Consider the following 18,534-nt stretch of genomic DNA (forward strand, 5'->3'; position numbering starts at 1 on the left):
ATAAAAAATTTTTCACTGTAACTTTTCTTCTCATTAAACGTGTTATAAGCAATAGGGGGCGAAGATGAAGGATTCAATTGATACTATTTATCAAACTTATTTTAATGATATTTATTATTTTCTCCTTTCACTCTGCCATAATCATCATTCTGCAGAAGACTTAGTTCAAGAGACATTTTTCAGAGCACATCTCTATCTGGAAACTTTCCAAGGAAAAAATGTGAAGGCCTGGCTTTTCACGGTGGCGTATCACGTTTTTATCGATCAGTTTCGAAAAAATAAGCGACTAGTAGTCAAAGAGAATGATTTCTTTCAAGAAAAGATGGAGAACGCGCAAAGAATAGAGGAGACAGTCTTATTAAAAGAAGAGATTCAAAGAGTGAAAACCATTCTAAAAGTATTACCAGAAAAACAAAGGATGGCCGTATTACTAGCAGACTTCCAAGAGCTTACAACAGAGGAAGGTGCCATGGTAATGAACATTAGTCCAACCTACTTTAAAGTTTTACTCTTCCGAGGGAGACAAACAATAAGACAGAGGGGGAAACAAATTCGTGAGTGAAGAGTACAAAAAAAGGTTAGAAGCATATAAAAATGGAGAACTTTCTAAAGAGGAAGCAGAAGAAATAGAGAGAGATTTAGAAAAAATGGAGCAATATTTTCAAGTTTTTGAGGAAGCAGAAATAGGCAATCCTCATCAAGCCGCACCACTGCTGATTGATTCAAAAAAACAAAGGAGAATTGTAAGAAGAGGAAAGTGGATAGCCCGATTACAAACAGCGCTCACTGCATTAGGACTAATCATTCTTTTCACCATTCTTTCTTCCATTTTCACTGCCGTTTATTACGCTTGGGGCACTCCCGATAGAACAGATGTATACCGAAACATTATTGATTTAACCCTTACTGTAACAGATCCCTATGGGCAGTACAGTGGAACAAGTACAGCTACAAAGCCATACTTTGGACTGGAAACAACAACAGATATTGAAAAAAGAGTCGGGGATGAAATCTATAAAACGGGGGAATATAAAACAAATTTCTTCTTTTCTCTCATGGGAGTGCCTGAAAAGAAAACACAGGGAGTCATCTCCCAACAACAAGCCTCCTTTTCCTTTTTACCAAAAGAATCATCACCATCGGAATGGAAGCGACTAGAAAAAGTAAAGAATGGCACTGTTGCGTCTGTTTATCTGTCCTTCTCTGAATTATTATCAACAAATAAAGTGTTTGATTATTTAAAAGATAGAAATGTAGAAATTATCTGGTTTGCTGTTGATACAGGGGTAGAGAATAGAGACGAATTTGGTATAGACCCAATCGGGTTTCCTAATACCCCCATTTGGCATGATGATGATATGATTACAGATTCAACCGAAAAGGAAGGAAACTTTTGGTTTTCCATTGAATCGAGCTCTTCTTCTTCGCCAGAGTATACAGAAGGAGATGCGGAGATTCTCCATAAACAATTTCTAAAAACACTTGCATTTTTGGAACCCTATGAAAAAAAGGCGGAAAATTTTTATTTTGGTCATTTAGAATTAAATAAACGAATTGCTTATATGAAAAAACATGGTATTAATCATTATGGGGTTGTTATTACTGGTCCTACAGAGGAAATTCTCAAATTAAAAAAAGAAAACTGGATAAGGGCAATTCATATTGATGAAATAGGGTTTTGGAATTGGGATGAATAAAAGAAACATAAGTACCCACAGTGCGCTATAAAGCACTGTGGGTCTATTTTTTCTATAAATACTTCCGATGCAGCGCTTTTCCATCATAGCTATAAAGAAGCGGTTTATCTTCTACTACCGTCTCCATATGCACGCCTCTTCCCCATAATTGATGAATATACGGAAGAACCTTTTCTAAATATTTCAAGTCTAATTCAATTCCCTCGAAGCCATGCTTTAAGTACAACTCGCCATTTTTATTATAATCACCATCATTGACTGTAATATATGGAAAGCCCCCATTAACGCGCATGCTGACTAATTGATCTCGGACTTGTTCCCATGCCTTATCGACAATTTTATAATCTCTTCCTTGCTTTTGGAACAAATACATATCTTCTCTCATGACAAGATCTTTGGTTAAATAGTTTCTCAGAAACGAAATATCTGATTCTATTTCCCGAACTTCAAACATTTTTTCCCGTCCTGATCCCGGTTTGACACCTCTTTGCTTCATTTCTTCTGTTGGATTATTATAGCGTTCCTCGATATCTTCAAATATCTTTAATCCTAGATAATAGGGATTAATACCCGTTTTAGATGGCTGTACTACACCAGCATTCAGCTTCGCAAATTCAATGGCTTCCGCACTTGTTAAATCTAATTCTCGAACAATCCGCTGATGCCAATAGGATGCCCAGCCTTCATTCATAATCTTTGTTTCTAATTGCGGCCAGAAATAAAGCATTTCTTCGCGCATCATCGTTAAAATATCCCTTTGCCAGTCGGTAAGCTCTCTACTAAAGTTTTCAATAAAAAGTAATAAATCCTTCTCTGGCTGGGGCGGGAATTTCTTGGCTACCTTTTTCTTCGGCTTCTTTGGTTTATTTCGGTCGTCTAATCCCCATAATTCATCATAAGGCGTACTTGCTGGCTCCTCTTCCTCTACAAACTCTACATCGTCCATAGACCAGGCTAATTTAGGTCTCATTAAGCTTGGATCAATATGTTCATCAATGGCCAATACCGCATCTAAAAACGTTTCCACTTCCTGCTTCCCGTATTTAATTTCATATTGACGAATCCGATCAGCTGTTGCAGCCATACTTTCAACCATTTCTCGTTTGGTATTTTGAAAGCGAACATTATTTTTAAAGAAATCACAATGTGCCAAAACATGGGCAACGATAAGCTTATTATTTATTAAAGAGTTACTATCAAGCAAAAAAGCATAACAAGGATTTGAGTTAATGACTAATTCATATATTTTGGATAAGCCTAAATCATAATGTAATTTCATTTTATGAAACTGCTTTCCAAAGCTCCAATGGGAAAATCGAGTAGGCATTCCGTAAGCACCGAATGTATAAATGATATCCGCAGGACAAATTTCATATCTCATTGGATAAAAGTCTAGTCCAAATCCAGTAGCAATCTCGGTGATTTCTTCAATGGCATATTCCAGTTCCTTTTGTTCTACCTCATTCATTCCGCTCTCTCCTTTCACCGTTTAAACTAATGTATGAAAAGAAAAAGAGAATCATGAGTAAATTGAATAAAATTGAGTTGGATAGATCTTTTTATTTAATGCTTGTGTGGGTGTTGGGGAATTGGTTTTAGAGTAAGTATAGTGCTGGTTTTTTGTGGTTTATCTTGGTGATAAAAGCTAGTTTTTGTTGGACTAATTTGGTTTTGGCTTTCATCACGGGTATGAACACCTTTTTCAGTTATCCTGACTGTTTTTTAGTTTTCCTTCTGCATATGTACGCTTATATGCTGTCGTTCCTCTTACTTTCCCGCTTTCATCCCGCCTTTTGCCCTTGACCGTCCCTCTTTCTACTTTTATTCCAAAAAAAGGAGCATTCCCACGGAACACTCCTTTTCTCCTTATTCTATTATCTCTTTCACCTTTTTCACAACGTATCCGGAGCTGCCTTTATCTTGTACGCTTTCCATCATCATTGCAATCAAGAGATTCTTATTGCCTTTATCATAGGTAACATACCAGCCGTTTTCTGTTCCTTTTTCGCCTTGCTTTTCTTTTAATTCAGCTGTACCTGTTTTTCCTGCGAATGTCTTGCCGCTTATTTTTCCGGCACGTGCTGTACCGTGAGGACTTTCAATAACCTGTTGTAAGTCGTCTGAAATGGTATTGGCTACTGATTCATCCATGATTTTTTCTTTCCAAACCTTACTCTTCTCTTCACTATCTAATAATACAGGTGTTATTAAATTTCCACCGTTCACAAATGGTGTGTATGCTGTCGCAAGATGAATCACGCTCATTTCCACATGCCCTTGGCCATATCCTGAGTCTGCTAAAAGCGGCTCCGTATCTAATTTACCATAGGTAGATGTTTCAATTGGGTAAGCATAATTAAACGGTTCTTCAAACCCGAATTTTTTTAGTTCTGCTGCAAATTTATCTTTGCCTAAGTCAAGTGCTGTTTGCGCAAAGTAAATGTTATCACTATATATCAAAGCATCTGCGAGATTTACAGGCTCTGAGCTTGTATGCACTCTTGTGACATAATAACCGCCCCAAGATTTATCCTTCTGCCACTTCTTAGTGGTAATCTTTCTTTCCTGTTCAGGAGTGATAACGCCCTCTGTTAATGCAGCAGCTGCTACAAGCGGCTTCATAACAGAACCAGGAGCATATTTGTTTTTAAAGCGATTGGTAAAAGGATCTAGCTTATTATTTTCATATGCTTCTTTGTCAGATGTTGTCAGGCCAACAATCATCTTGTTTGGATCAAATGCGGGACTGCTGACTAGCGCTAGTGTTTCCCCTGTTTGCGGATTAATAGCTGTAGCTGCACCTGCTTCGCCATCCATTTTTTCATATATTTTCTTTTGCAAGTCTGCATCGATTGTTAACTTTATATTTTCGCCATTCTTTACATCTTTTTTGGCTAAACTAACTGTACTACCGTCGGCTTTTTTAATAGAAATTTCTTCGCCATTCGTGCCCTTCAATCGTTCTTCCAGCACTTGCTCTAAGCCTCTTTTTCCAATTACATCACTGCTTGAATAGCCCTTCCCTTTATTCTCCTCTAGCTCTTCTGCAGTGATGCTGCCAATGTAACCAATTAAATGGGCAGCACTTTCGCCAAATGGATAAATTCTTCCTTTAGTATCCTGCTTCTGCACACCAGGTAGTTTAAAGAGTTTATCTAAATAAGCACGGTCTCCTGTGGCAACTTTTTTAATTGGTACAAAAAAGCTCGGTTGTACCCAATCAGCCTTGATCGCTTTCTCTATGGTTTCTTTTTTAATATCCAAAAGCTTTGCTAGATTACTTACGACTGCATCTGGATTATCTCCCATTTGTTCTGGAACCAGTCCAATTTCATAAATAACTCCATTCATTGCCATCGGATTTTCATTTTTATCAACAATACTGCCGCGTTCTGCAGGTATTGTGTTGACTGAAATTTTATCATCAGGACCTAACTCAGAAAAAATATAAGTAGTATCCCAATTAATATACCAATTCTCATCCTTGTCTCGCTCTTCTTTTACAAGCTTGGCCTTATTATCAAAGCTGATTTCTCCGGCCATGCTGTTCATTTTAACCGAAAATGGAATTTCTGCTTTCTCTACTTTATCAAATTTTTCGTCTTCTGAAGGCTTCTTATATGTTACCTCTAAATCTTTAATACCTAAATCTTTATAGATTTTTTCGTATCTAGAAACAAATTCTTCTTCCGAAACATTTTTCTTTGCTTCTGTTGATAAGAAAGCATACATTTCTTTGAATTTTTCATCATTCCACAGTTTTATATATTGTGATAGCCGTTCATCTGGGGTAGGATCATTTTTATTGCATCCTGTTACCACTGCTATCAATACAAATATCAGTAAAAGCATCCATCTCTTTTTCATTCCTATCTCCCCTTCTAATCTACTATTACTAGCGTACCATTTTTTTATAAAAACGGAAAAAGAATTACATACAAAATGGTCATTTTTTTTATTTCTTCTTTCCTGCATCCTGTATATTATTACCTTTCTGACAAAATAATAACTTTATTACGAAAACCAATTGAAAAAGTTACAAATCGTTTTTAACATACTTTTGTTTCATCATTTGCTAAAATACAGGCTAAGGGGGGATATAGATGATTGTGTTATTTGATGGAGTTTGTAATTTATGCAACAAAAGTGTGCAGTTTATTATTAAAAGAGATCCAGTTAACCAATTTTCCTTTGCTTCCTTACAGAGCGAAACGGGCAAAGATCTATTGAAGAAATATCATTTATCTGAGGTTGATAGTGTCATCCTTTTGAAAGATGATAAATACTATACAGAATCGGATGCTGCTTTAGAAATTTGCAGCCATCTTACAGGTGGATGGAAGCTTCTAGCTATTTTTAAAGTAATCCCGCCATTCATCAGAGACCCTCTTTATCGAATTATTGCTAGAAATCGTTATAAATGGTTTGGCAAACAAGATTCCTGTATGCTCCCAACAGAAGAAATGAAAAAGCGTTTTTTCGAATAAAAAAAGACCGCTTTCTCATCAGAAAACGGCAGAAAATTGGAGATAAAAGGACTACTCGTAAAACAGATATTGGGGTTTAATAGAAATCTTAAAATTTCTATTAAAAATGCTCAATTAAGTTTTATTATGCGAATAATCAGAAGGCGTAGGTAGGCACTTCTAAAAATAGCAAAAATATTCTTAATATATTGCGGTAAAAACAATTAAATCATATTATAAAGATAGATGAATTCTTGATTTTTAAGTGTATTTCGCCATTTTAAGGCATTTAGTACTGTTTTTTCACAAAAAACCTTCGAAAATATAACTTTAGGAATATCATTTAAAAAGGTGAGCTTTTCTATGTAGGAGTGAAGCGATTGGATTTTTCAGCGGTTGGGGAAAAAATCAAGGAATTACGAAAGCAAATGGGACTATCACAAAAGGAACTTTCTCACAATATTTGTACACAAGCGCAAATAAGCAAGATTGAAAAAGGAGAAGTACTTCCATTGTCCTCTACTCTTTATCTTATATCGAAACGATTGGGAGTAGACGTAAATTACTTCTTCGATATTGGTACGACCCCTAGACTAGATTATGTGGAAGAAACTTTTCGGCAACTAAAAGCAGCTAGAAGAAATACTGATTATCACACAATAAAACAGATTGTAAAAGCAGAAGAAAAAAATCCTTTATTTACGCACCATAAAAAAAACTATCAATTGTTGCTTTGGCATAAGGCGATTTATGTATTTGAAATCGACCGTGATTTTAATCGAGCAGTAAAGATTATTAATGAAGCAATTAAACTTACCTTTGACACTGTTTTCACGGAAAGAGAAATAGAAATCTTTATTAGCAAAGGAATCTTCCACTATGAAGAAGGATTTATTGATGATTCTTTGACCATTTATGAACAAGCCTTTAAAGCGATCAACCAACTACCCTATTTACAGGATGATACGATTAAAAGCAGATTATATTTTAATATCGCAAAATCCTTAACAGATCAATCAAGGTACGATGCATCCATTACCTATTGTAAGGAAGGTATCGATTGGGCGATCCAACAGGATAACCTTTATTTGCTGGCTCACTTTCACTATCATATCGGATATAACTATGAATTACAAAAGAATTTTGACCTAGCTATTCCTTATATGCAAGATGCACTCATGATTTTCCAATTAGTAAAAGATCATCGTTATACTGATTATATCGAAGGAAAAATCCGCAGCTGGCAAACATAATATATGTATTATAAAGATGTCTTCCAACTATTCTCTCTTACGAATCGAGAAATAGTTGCAGGCATCTTTTTTCTATTATTTTCTTAAGCCGGATATGATCATTTTCCATCTGCTGCCCGCATATATACCTAGTTAGTTTGCACCTGTTTATAAAATTAGTTTTCACTCCCAATAACTAATGTCCTAACGATAAGATTCTATGAATAATTACCTATTTTCGTAAAACTCTATCTATTTAATTAAAATAAAAGGTCAATAGTCTGATAGGTTATGGTAAGATAGATATACCATAGTTTAATCATTAGGAGTGAGTGATAAAAAATGAAGAAGAAAGTCACAGTATTGGCAACTACCGCTATTCTGTCAACCACTTTCGCAGCGAACGCCTCCGCTAGTACTTATGTAGTAAAAAAGGGGGATACTTTAGGACAGATTGCGAAGAAATTCAATACGACTGTTAATGACATAAAGTCGCAAAATAATCTTTCATCAGACCTTATTTTAATCAATCAAAAATTATCTATTGGCGATGATTCAAAATCTAGCAGCGATACAACTAAAGCTAGTAAATCTTCTACAAAGACAAGCTCAAGTGCCAAAACATATAAAGTCGTTTCAGGGGATTCTCTTATTAAAATAGCAAATAAGCATTCTATATCTTTAGGAGAGTTACAGCAATGGAACAATCTATCCTCTTCGCTTATTTATCCTGGTGATATTTTATATGTTTCCAAACCTGGTAATTCTAATTCCAACCCATCTAGTAATTCTGGAAGTTCTAGCAGTAACAGCAACACAGCTGTAAAGGAAACTACAACTGCTTCTACAGGAACTTATACGATTAAAAGCGGAGATAGTTTAAGTAAAATTGCCTCTTCGTATAAAATGTCTGTAAGCCAACTAAAGCAATTAAATAACCTAAAATCTGATTTGATTTTCCCAGGACAAAAGTTGAAGGTTACTGCCTCTGAAAAGGCAACTGACACTGGAAATTCTAATTCCAACCCATCTAGTAATTCTGGAAATAACAGCAATACAGCTGTAAAAGAAAATACGGCAGCTTCTACAGGAACTTATACGGTTGTAAGCGGAGATAGTTTAAGTAAAATTGCCTCTTCGTATAAAATGTCTGTAAGCCAACTACAGCAATTAAATAATCTAAAATCTGATTTGATTTTCCCAGGACAAAAATTGAAGGTTACTGCCTCTGAAAAAGTAACTAACACTGGTAATTCTAATTCTTCTTCCAGTAAACCGACCCTTATTTCTAACGGAAACAATGGACAATCCTATGCTTCCAAAGTCGTTTCTGTCTCTAAAAGTTTAGTTGGCATTCCATATGTTTGGGCAGGCTCAACTACTGCAGGGTTTGATTGCAGCGGATTTGTTTACTATGTGTTAAATCAAAGCGGTAAATCTATTGGACGTTATTCTGCTGAAGGCTACTATGACCGCAGCTATTATGTAGATGTGCCAGCTGTTGGAGATATTGTCTATTTTAAAAATACCTACAAACAAGGTATCTCTCACTTGGGTATTTATATTGGCAACAATGAATTTATTCACGCGGACTCAAGCGGCGTTCGTGTTACAAGTTTAGATAACTCATACTATAAAGAGCATTTTGATAGTTTCAAACGTTTATATTAAAAGATAATAGTAGAAAGGACTGTCTATTTAGCAGGCAGTCTTTTTGTTTGCTTTCGGGTTAGTTCATTTCCTCCCCAGTTTGGCTGATATATCCTCTACTTTGGCTGATTTCCTCCCCAGTTTGGCTGATATATCTCTACTTTGGCTGATTCCCTCCCCGGTTTGGCTGATATATCCTCTACTTTGGCTGATTTCCTCCCCGGTTTGGCTGATATATCTCTACTTTGGCTGATTTCCTCCCCAGTTTGGCTGATATATCCTCTACTTTGGCTGATTTCCTCCCCGGTTTGGCTGATATATCCCTTTCTTTGGCTGATTTCCTCCCCAGTTTGGCTGATAACCCCTTACCTTGGCACAATTATTCTTCCATTTTGCTAATACATTTGCAATTTCGCACCATTCTACGCCAAACTTTTACCAAACTGCCTATATTTTCTCTTCATTCCCTATATTCATTACTTCAAAACTAGTAATCCAATTGCGCTCTCTTACTTCTCTTCTTCTGTCCCCTACCATCTCCATTCAAAAAGCGTTATAATTAAAGAATGGACTTTTTTGGTGCCTCTACATTTTAGAGCACATCTTTAAGCAAAATTAATCGATTTACCAATATGGGAGGGATACATTATGCTTCTAGAAAAGTATTTGGAGCCAGTGAATTTTTGTGCAGAAAACTTAATGGATTTATTGGATGCAAATGATCCCCAAATGAAAAAAATTGTGGAAAAGGGACTTCTTCTGTACAGACAAAGCTTTGTCTATCAGGTCAAGTTCTCCAATGAATTGGTGACGGGAATGATCCAAGATGTGACGCCTGTAAGGGCCACTTTAGATTTGGATTATGTTCAACAGAGCTCTTGTACTTGTCACGCTGAAGGATTTTGTCGCCATCAGCTCGCTCTATTTTTCTATTTACTCGCACAAGTTGGGAAAGTGTCCACTTGGTTGGAAAATTGGCGTAAACCCATTGAGAATGCAGAAATGTTGAAAAATCTCGGTATTATGCGAGCAAGTGATTTACTGAAGGAAAAAGAAGACAAAGAGCCAAATTATACAGATTGGATTGAAACATTTGAAAAGAGCTTTCAATCCCTTATAGAGACGAATCATACTAAACCATATATGATTGCAGAAACGTATTATATTTATATACGAAAAATAAAAGCAGCTACTCCTCTCCAAACAGAGTGGAAGCTCCTGTATTTAGTCATCGCCCATGTATTTACTTTCAAGCAATTATTAATACTTAGTAAAAAATTAGATCATAATACACAAACAATCAATCGCTATTATCGACATCTTTTTCATGATTTAATGAATAGCATCGAGGATAACCTCTATAAATTATCGAACTTTACCTTTCCATTTGCGTTTGATAATTTTTTAATTAGTCTAAAGGGTGATATTAGAACCATTCTTACCATCCAGCCAATATTAGCATTTGAATGTATTCAGCTTTATCGCTTAATGTGGACAGATCTTTTTGCCACGAAAAGATGGAGACAGGATGAATTGGCACAATTATCAGCGAGCACCAAGCCAAGCTTTTCCGAAAAAATTGCCATCATTCATCTTGAAATCCTACTTCAAAAGGATGAGAATGCCCTTAAAATCATTCAATCACTCGATACACAAGTGACCTCGTACATGCTTTATTGGATTGATTATTTATCGAGTCGCAAATCTTGGAAAAGAATGGATTTATATATACCAGCATTTATTCAAGAGCTGAAAAATTATATATGTACAGATGATGATGACGATTATTGTTACGAATTTACACAGATGGCAATCCGAGCAATTCTTCCTTACTGCCTAGCTATGAATAAAGAAGACTTGCTTGAAAAAGCCTATATTCATACACTTCCATATAGCTACCGCAAATACGAGGATTTTCTGTATGAGAAGAAACAATTTGATAAATGGATGGATCTGTTTACCATGATGGGATATGGACTAGATCATCTTCACAAAGAACAAATAAAAACGCTGCAGGAATATGATCAATCATTATTGCTTTCCTTATATCATCGTTCGATTCAAGAACATATCGAAGGGAAAAATAGAGAGCATTATCGAATCGCTGTCCGCCAATTAAAAAAACTGCGTACCCTTTATAAAAAGCTGAAAAAACAAACCGAATTCGAGCAATTCTTATTGGTTATCTTAGAACGTACGAAACGATTAAGAGCCTTTCATGAAGAATGTAGAAAGGGAAAGTTAATCCATGCTGAAAACTAACTATCTAAAAATAAATGTTCATTACTATGACAATAGAGGATTTTTTTTAACAGGAGAAATAGAGAATCGTTATCTATATCCTAATTATTGGAAAAAACTTCTTTTTCAGCAGCATCAAGAGAGCTATTATGGAACTATCCTAGATACTGTAACAATTGATGAAATAGAAGGCGTATTATTAAGTGGCTGGCAGTTGGTGACTTTGCTTGCTACTGAAGGGTTCAATCGTTATGTAGATTGGGATTGGAATGATACTGCACAGGTTTGTCTGGCTGCTGCTCCAAGTATTTTGGAAGCTATTAAACATAAAGAATGGATACCGGATTTCAGCCAATGGGAGGCTGGGAATTTCCAATGGTCCCTTCCCAATCGTGTCATGGACGAATTCGATCCGAGCTTTTGGGAAATGGAACTTCACGATGAGTTGGCAGGTCAAACAAATAGAGATTTTATCCAGCAGTGGTTCCAGCATTCGCTCAATCATTATTTAGAAGACCATCAAGAGACAAAACAAAATTTCCATGAACAAATCCAAACATTAAAGAATGCAAATATTCCATCCGAGCAGCTGGCTGCTTATTTCACTGAAGATAAATGGCAGGAATGGATGGGGTTAAAAGAAACAGACTATCCATTCACATTAGGAATCCGTCTGGAAGAACCAACTGAAATCGATACAACTTGGGATTTGGACTTATTTTTACGTTCAAAGGAAAATCCTGATCTCGTTGTGGATATACATGATGAAAGTAATATGCCGAAGAAGTGGTTAAACTATACCTCCTATATAGAGGAGGAACAACAGCGCTGGATCCTGCTTTTCCCATGGTTAAAAGGAAAAAGCGGGATAACCAATCAATTAACAGAAGAAGAAGCTTGGCTTTTCTTATCAGAAGCTAGTGAAACATTCCTTGCCCTTGGAGTGGATATTCTTCTTCCTTCTTGGTGGCAAGCAATGAAGTCAGCCAATTTGAAAGTGAAAGCAAAGGTTTCGAGTGCAAGTCATCGTCCATCCTTTGTCGGCCTGCAGGCAATGCTGGACTATAATTGGCGCTTTTCTATGAATGGCGTCACCCTCTCTGAAGATGAATTCAATAAATTAGTGGAGGAAAAACGCCGCCTTGTCTTTATTAAAGGCCGTTGGATTAAATTAGATCCTGCTTTTATTCGCCAAATTCAAGATTTAATGAAAAAAGCTGAAAAAGAAGGTTTACATGTCCGCGATATTATTGAACAAGAGTTAATGCAAGCAGAAGAACAGCAGAATGATGAGCTAGAGAATCCGAAAACATTTGCCAAAATCCAAATCGAACTAAATAGACAATGGCGAACGATGATTCATCAATTAAAAGAAGTAAAGAATCTACCATTAGAAGACGTTCCGCACAGCTTTTTAGGCGATTTGCGTGCATATCAAGTACTTGGAATGAGCTGGCTTCTCTTCTTAAGAAAGTATGGTTTTGGCGCCATTTTAGCAGACGATATGGGACTAGGAAAAACAGTTCAGCTTATTTCTTATTTATTAAAAGTGAAAGAAATAGAAGCGGAACTAACGACTCCTGCTCTTATCATTTGTCCTACTTCTGTCCTCGGCAACTGGCAAAAAGAGTTAGAGCGATTCGCACCTGATTTAAATGTATATCTCCATTATGGAGCTAATCGCTTAAAGGATGAGGCCTTTTCTAAAAGAGCACACGAATCAGATGTAGTCTTAACCTCTTATGGATTAACACATATCGATAAGCAAAACTTCGAAGAGCTCACATGGAGTACCATTGCAATTGATGAAGCACAAAATATCAAGAATGCGCAGACAAAGCAATCAAGAGCTGTGAGAAAATTAAAGGGAGCACATTATATTGCACTCTCTGGAACACCGATGGAAAATCGTCTCAATGAGCTTTGGTCTATTTTTGATTTTACCAATCACGGTTATTTAGGTAGTCTCGGACAATTTCAAAAGCGCTTTGTCATTCCGATTGAAAAGGAAAATAAAACCGAACAAATCCAGCAATTGCAGACACTTATTCGTCCATTCTTGTTAAGAAGAACGAAAAAGGATGAAGAGGTGGCCTTAAATCTCCCTGATAAACTGGAGCAAAAGGAATATTGTCCTTTAACAACGGAGCAGGCTGCCTTGTATGAACAATTAGTTACCGATACATTTGTCCAAATTGAGCAGCTCTCTGGATTTGAGCGGAAAGGCCTTGTCTTGCAGATGTTAAGCAAATTGAAGCAGCTCTGCAATCATCCTGCCCTTTATTTAAAAGAGCAAGCACCTACTAGCCTAATTGATCGATCAGTAAAAATGGAGAAATTGGCAGAACTGACCGATACCATTTTAGAGAGAGGTGAAAGCTGCCTTATTTTCACACAATATATTGAAATGGGACATATGATTCAGGAAATGATGAAGAAAAAGTTCAGCATCGACGTTCCATTCTTAAATGGTAGTATGTCCAAGCAACAACGTGATCGCTTAATTGAGCAATTTCAAGCTGGAGAATTTCCGATTTTCCTCCTTTCCTTAAAAGCTGGGGGAACAGGATTAAATTTAACAGCTGCCAACCATGTTATTCATTATGATCGCTGGTGGAATCCTGCTGTAGAAAATCAGGCGACAGATCGTGCATACCGCATTGGCCAGACTCGTTTTGTTCATGTTCATAAGCTTATTTGTACAGGAACATTAGAGGAAAAAATTGATGCGATGCTGGAAAAGAAACAATCACTAAATGACCAAATTATCCAAAACGAAAATTGGATGACAGAGTTAACAACAGATGAATTAAAGGATTTGGTGTCATTGAATGAAAACCCAGCAGCCTTATAGGGTGCAAGCAGAGCACAACCAAATGGATAATGACAGAAGACATGAATAAAAACCCCACCAAGGATACAATTTACTCGGTATCCTTGGCGGGGTTTATCTTTGATTGAACTATTTATGTCCCAACCCGTTACTCGTCTTCTTTTATAGATCTGTTTGTTTATTTATCCTCTGGAACTTTAATATCTTTTCGTTTTTCTTGTTTAGTCATCTTATAGAAATAAACAGTTTTCGTTGTTTTATGGCCAGCTAAATCGGTTGCTGTGAATTCAAATTCATTTAAGCCATTTTCTAAGTCTAATTCCACTTTCTTGACTGTTTTTTCTAGACTTCTCATAGCATACGGCTCTTTAAATGTCTGATAGTAAAGCTCACTTCCATTTAGAGCTAATTGAATATCATCAAAATTATCCTTTACTGTTACATGCACAGTTGGATTTTTGCCATTGCTATTTACAATTCGATTGCCAGAAAGCCCTTTGAAAGAGATGACGGGCGCCTCTGCATCAACGATAAAGCTTCGTTTAAAGACTGCTGTATTATCAGCACTGTCTGTTGCTTTGATTTCAACAGAATGCACGCCATTTTCATAAGGAATAACTGTATTAAAGGTATATTCTTCTTTCTCCTTATTATAATCAGCATCTACTTTTTGTCCGCCAATCGTAAATTCTTTAAGGTCCGAATCATCCTTGATTGTTCCACTAAACGCTACTTCCTTTTCTCCATACACCTCTAAAGCTTCTGGAGTCGTTAAAGAGATTACAGGAATTGTTGTATCCTTCTTCTCTTCTTCTGCAACCACATTTGCTTCCTGTTTATTGCCAGCATAATCATATGCAACAACTGTTACAGATGTACCTGTTTTTACTTCATTCGGCAAAGTAAATTCAGTTGTTTCACCGCTGACTGGAGTAGTTACAACCGATTTTCCATCTACTAAAATATCTAAATAAGAGATGCCAGAGCCATTTTCATCATCAGATGCAGCAATTTCCAATACTTTATTACCTTCTGCTAAATCCACTTCAACTGTTGGACTTACTGTATCAACAATAACTGGAATATCTACTATCTGTGGCTTTGCACCTTTATAGTCAAGAGTTGCACTAACGCGGTAGAAATATTGCCCTTCCACTAGCTTTCCATTCACTTTTCCATCCCAAGCCCAATTGGAATCAAGAACATATTTTGTTCCTTTGCCGCCATCATAGAAATTCTTTCTAATTTCTTCTTGTGTACGTAATGTTCTTACGGTTTTTCCCTTACTATCAACAATGGAGAATTGAACTTTCTTTGCATTTCTTAAAAATGATAGAATCGGAATAATTTCTTCTTGGACTCCATCATTATTTGGAGAAATAGCAATTCCTTCTTTTATAAACTTACTTGTAATCGGATCATATCCAAGGTATAGGAAGTCTTCTCCTTCTTTTGTCACCGCTCCAGCCATACCATAGAAAGATGTTTCATCATATTTCATCCCATCTAAAATTGGGGCTTTGTTCCAGTCACCTTTAAAGCCAACATATGGCACGGTTAATGTTGCATTTTTTTCCTGTGGATCTGTTAATGTTACATACCCTTCCACAAAATAGCCGTTTTCAAATACGCGATCAATCGCTACAGGCGTTTCCCAACTGCCTGTTTGAGAAGGATCAATTACTTTTGCATTTGTTAAATCAACAGATACTTTAATTTTTTTGCTTTTATTAGCAGGAATGCTGATCGTTGTTTCATCCTTATCATTTACTTTTATCTTTGCATCCAAAATCTTCTGTGCTTCTAATAGGTCAGCAGTATAGCCTAGCTCTCCGTAAGCCGCAAAGTCTGTTTGAATATTTGCAGCCACATCATACTTAACCTTCTTATCACTATAATTTTTCGCTTCTAGAGTAAAAGTAAAGGTGTTTCCTACTTCTTTTAAGGCTACTTTCCCTTCTTTCGTCTTCTTCTCCGTTACAATTACAGGTGATTGTAACGCTGCATGCAGCTGCATTAATCCAGCTCCTTGACGGCGTGGAGAATATGGTACTTCCCAGTCAAATGCACTGTTTACTGTTCCAATATCTGTCACCGGTTTAGCAGTGTTCATTAAAAGATTTTTGGCAATGTTTACTCGATCAAAGCCTGATACATCGAATTCATTATCTACACGTTCTAATACGAGGGCAGAACCTCCTGAAACATGTGGGGCTGCCATCGACGTTCCACTCTTCATCCCATATTGATTATTTTCTAAAGTAGAATAGATTTGGCCGCCTGGCGCTGTGATTTCTGGTTTAAAATCTAAGTTATTCGTTAGGCCCCATGAGGAAAAGCTACTCATTTTTCCTGCTTCTGGATTAGCGGAAGTTATTTTTTTGCCATCAAATGTAATCGAGATATTTTCACCACTTTGAAGAGCTGCTGCTAATTTATCCCCATCTGTTTTTAATAAGAATAGTTGAGGAATCTTAATGCTTGCATCTGTTGCCATGCTAACAAAGCCATCTGTATTATTATAAATAATTACACCAGCTGCCCCTGCCTTCTGTGCATTGATTGCTTTATCCACGAAGCCGATTTCGCCTCTTTGGATGAGCGCATAGTTATCCTTCACATCAACTGCGGCTAATTCCTCTGGTGTTCCTAATCCAGCATAAACAATTTTAAATGTTTTTTCCGCAACTGAATTCGGATGAACACTGCTTGCTGACAGGAATCCAGCTTGTTCCGTTTGACCATCATATTGATAGGAAAGTGCATCAATATCTATAAAACTATTTTCAATAGACGCAACTTGTAAACTATCATAGGCGACACCTGGTGAACCAGATACGCCAATATCAGGATTAGAGCTAGATGGATTGGCAAAGCCATTTCCAAAGTGGGCGGAGTTTCCAGCCGAAATAGACATCATTATTCCATTTTCCACAGCACGCTCTACAGCTTGCTGCTCTGGTGCATCAGCCGCAACAAAGCCTGCTGGAGATCCTAAACTCATGTTAAGGACATCTGCACCTAATACGATCGCATCATCAATAGCTTTAATATAAATATCTCCCCAAGTAGTAGAAACAGTTGGATCATTTCCGAAAACCTTTAAGGCTAAAAGCTGTGCCTCTGGCGCAACTCCTTTAATCCCATTATTGTCTTCATCGCCATTTGCGCCAACAGTACCTGCGACGTGCATCCCATGCATGCTTGCCCCTTCAGCGATATCTTGGATAATATCATTTTCATCCATATAGTTATATCCGTATGGAACCTTTTCGCTATAAAATTTGCCTTGCAGCCCATTTTCCTTTTTAAATTGGGCAATTTCTGCTTTGCTTAATTCCTCTTCTGTTTCATCAGAAAGCACCATGTCCTTATGATTCGGGTCAATGCCGGTATCAATTACACCAACAATCATTCCTTCCCCTTTAAAACCATAATCTCGCCAAGCATCTTGAGCTTGTACAAGTTCTTTACTATATATCATGTCTGCTTCTTCTTCTGGTCTTTCATAAGCTGTGGCAATATGTACTTTTGCTACCTCTGGAAGTTCTTCGATTTTTTCAATATCCCCGTACTTCATTTCTCCACTAAAACCATTAAAAATAGTGGTGAAATTCTCTAATTCCTTAAATTTTACTTTTTTTGCTTTTACTTTTTCTTTTACTGTTTTCTGCTCTGCTAACTTCTCACTCTTTAATTTTTCTTTTGTTGATTTAGGCAATTCTTTTACTTGCTTTGCCTGTGCTTGAGCATATTGCACCGTCGGCTCCGTGTTCATCTCTACCACTACCCGGACCGTATCGGTTTTTTTATAAGCAGTCTCTAGCTCGTCCGCCTTTATGGTTTGGATATTTTGCTTGTTTTCTTCTCCTTTTTTACTTATTTCCTTATCAGGTACAGTTGCTGCCAATACACTATTGGAAAATAGCATAAAGAGCATAATAACTAGAAAAAATACTTTTCTAAGTTTCACGTTAAAACTCCCCTCTAATCCTTCTTTATTTTCGGAATATATCGAACTATATAAAAATATCATAATATTCTTATATTTTTTAAGGGACGAAAGTACTGTCTCTTGCTTGATATGCTAGTAATTTAGTCAGTTAATATCGCATTTTTATTCTTTTTTCGGCAAGAGTTGACGTTATTCTGCTTTTCTGCCAATTTCAGGATATAATCACCTTATAGAAAATAGTGGTACAGCTGTAATAGAAGCTACTTTTAAGAAGGAAATGTTAGCAAAATGATAAAACACTTTCATTTCAGAAAGAATGGTCGAATAAATAGTGAACAATATGGAACAAACTTTTATTAATATAATTTTTAAAGAGATTGTTTTCAGATGGAGCAGGGAAAATATTTTTGTACTATACGAAATAAAATTATATTCACTTATTTTTCAATCAGAGCATTCG

General features: G+C 36.5%; 12 protein-coding genes. 7 read left to right on the plus strand and 5 right to left on the minus strand.

Annotated features, from left to right (window positions below; all coding sequences use genetic code 11):
• Window positions 1-64: 64 nt before the first annotated feature.
• Both C2I06_RS16620 and C2I06_RS16625 read left to right on the plus strand, forming a co-directional pair.
• Window positions 65-562 (plus strand): RNA polymerase sigma factor, encoded by a 498-nt coding sequence (locus C2I06_RS16620; protein ID WP_095329611.1) that lies wholly within the window; start codon window positions 65-67, stop codon window positions 560-562.
• Window positions 555-1,697, plus strand: coding sequence for an anti-sigma factor (locus C2I06_RS16625; RefSeq protein ID WP_249928237.1), 1,143 nt, complete (start codon window positions 555-557; stop codon window positions 1,695-1,697). Before C2I06_RS16620 ends, C2I06_RS16625 begins: the two co-directional genes overlap by 8 nt.
• A gap of 52 nt (window positions 1,698-1,749) precedes the next feature.
• Here C2I06_RS16625 and C2I06_RS16630 read toward each other — a convergent pair whose 3' ends face one another.
• From C2I06_RS16630 to C2I06_RS16635, 3 genes are all read right to left on the minus strand, one after another.
• Window positions 1,750-3,165: a SpoVR family protein gene (locus C2I06_RS16630; protein ID WP_123258481.1), complete on the minus strand. Its 1,416-nt coding sequence runs from the start codon at window positions 3,163-3,165 to the stop codon at window positions 1,750-1,752.
• Between the two features lie 234 nt (window positions 3,166-3,399).
• Window positions 3,400-3,552 carry a hypothetical protein gene (locus C2I06_RS25130; protein WP_164463731.1) on the minus strand — a complete coding sequence of 51 codons (153 nt, stop codon included), beginning with the start codon at window positions 3,550-3,552 and terminating at the stop codon, window positions 3,400-3,402.
• 11 nt (window positions 3,553-3,563) lie between these two features.
• Window positions 3,564-5,564: a penicillin-binding transpeptidase domain-containing protein gene (locus tag C2I06_RS16635; RefSeq protein WP_095329609.1), complete on the minus strand. Its 2,001-nt coding sequence runs from the start codon at window positions 5,562-5,564 to the stop codon at window positions 3,564-3,566.
• A 236-nt stretch (window positions 5,565-5,800) separates the two neighbouring features.
• Between C2I06_RS16635 and C2I06_RS16640 the strand changes: the two genes are divergently transcribed.
• From C2I06_RS16640 to C2I06_RS16650, 3 genes are all read left to right on the plus strand, one after another.
• Window positions 5,801-6,184 (plus strand): thiol-disulfide oxidoreductase DCC family protein, encoded by a 384-nt coding sequence (locus C2I06_RS16640; protein WP_095329608.1) that lies wholly within the window; start codon window positions 5,801-5,803, stop codon window positions 6,182-6,184.
• Window positions 6,185-6,543: 359 nt separating this feature from the next.
• A complete protein-coding gene (locus C2I06_RS16645) occupies window positions 6,544-7,416 on the plus strand; it encodes a helix-turn-helix domain-containing protein (RefSeq protein ID WP_095329607.1) in 873 nt (290 codons plus the stop codon).
• A 321-nt stretch (window positions 7,417-7,737) separates the two neighbouring features.
• A complete protein-coding gene (locus tag C2I06_RS16650) occupies window positions 7,738-9,066 on the plus strand; it encodes a C40 family peptidase (protein WP_123258482.1) in 1,329 nt (442 codons plus the stop codon).
• A gap of 178 nt (window positions 9,067-9,244) precedes the next feature.
• Here the strand turns inward: C2I06_RS16650 and C2I06_RS16655 are convergent, their stop codons facing one another.
• The gene (locus tag C2I06_RS16655) at window positions 9,245-9,424 is read right to left on the minus strand and encodes a hypothetical protein (protein WP_123258483.1); all 180 of its coding nucleotides are present in this window, start codon (window positions 9,422-9,424) and stop codon (window positions 9,245-9,247) included.
• A gap of 269 nt (window positions 9,425-9,693) precedes the next feature.
• Between C2I06_RS16655 and C2I06_RS16660 the strand changes: the two genes are divergently transcribed.
• Window positions 9,694-11,307 (plus strand): SWIM zinc finger family protein, encoded by a 1,614-nt coding sequence (locus C2I06_RS16660; RefSeq protein ID WP_095329603.1) that lies wholly within the window; start codon window positions 9,694-9,696, stop codon window positions 11,305-11,307.
• A complete protein-coding gene (locus C2I06_RS16665) occupies window positions 11,294-14,140 on the plus strand; it encodes a DEAD/DEAH box helicase (RefSeq protein WP_123258484.1) in 2,847 nt (948 codons plus the stop codon). Before C2I06_RS16660 ends, C2I06_RS16665 begins: the two co-directional genes overlap by 14 nt.
• Before the next feature lie 157 nt (window positions 14,141-14,297).
• On the opposite strand, the gene C2I06_RS16670 is transcribed toward C2I06_RS16665, so the two are convergent.
• Window positions 14,298-18,092, minus strand: a complete 3,795-nt coding sequence (locus C2I06_RS16670; RefSeq protein WP_206427976.1) for a S8 family serine peptidase — start codon at window positions 18,090-18,092, stop codon at window positions 14,298-14,300.
• Window positions 18,093-18,534: the final 442 nt, after the last annotated feature.

Source organism: Niallia circulans (genome assembly GCF_003726095.1).
In the GTDB taxonomy this organism is placed as follows: domain Bacteria; phylum Bacillota; class Bacilli; order Bacillales; family Cytobacillaceae; genus Niallia; species Niallia circulans_A.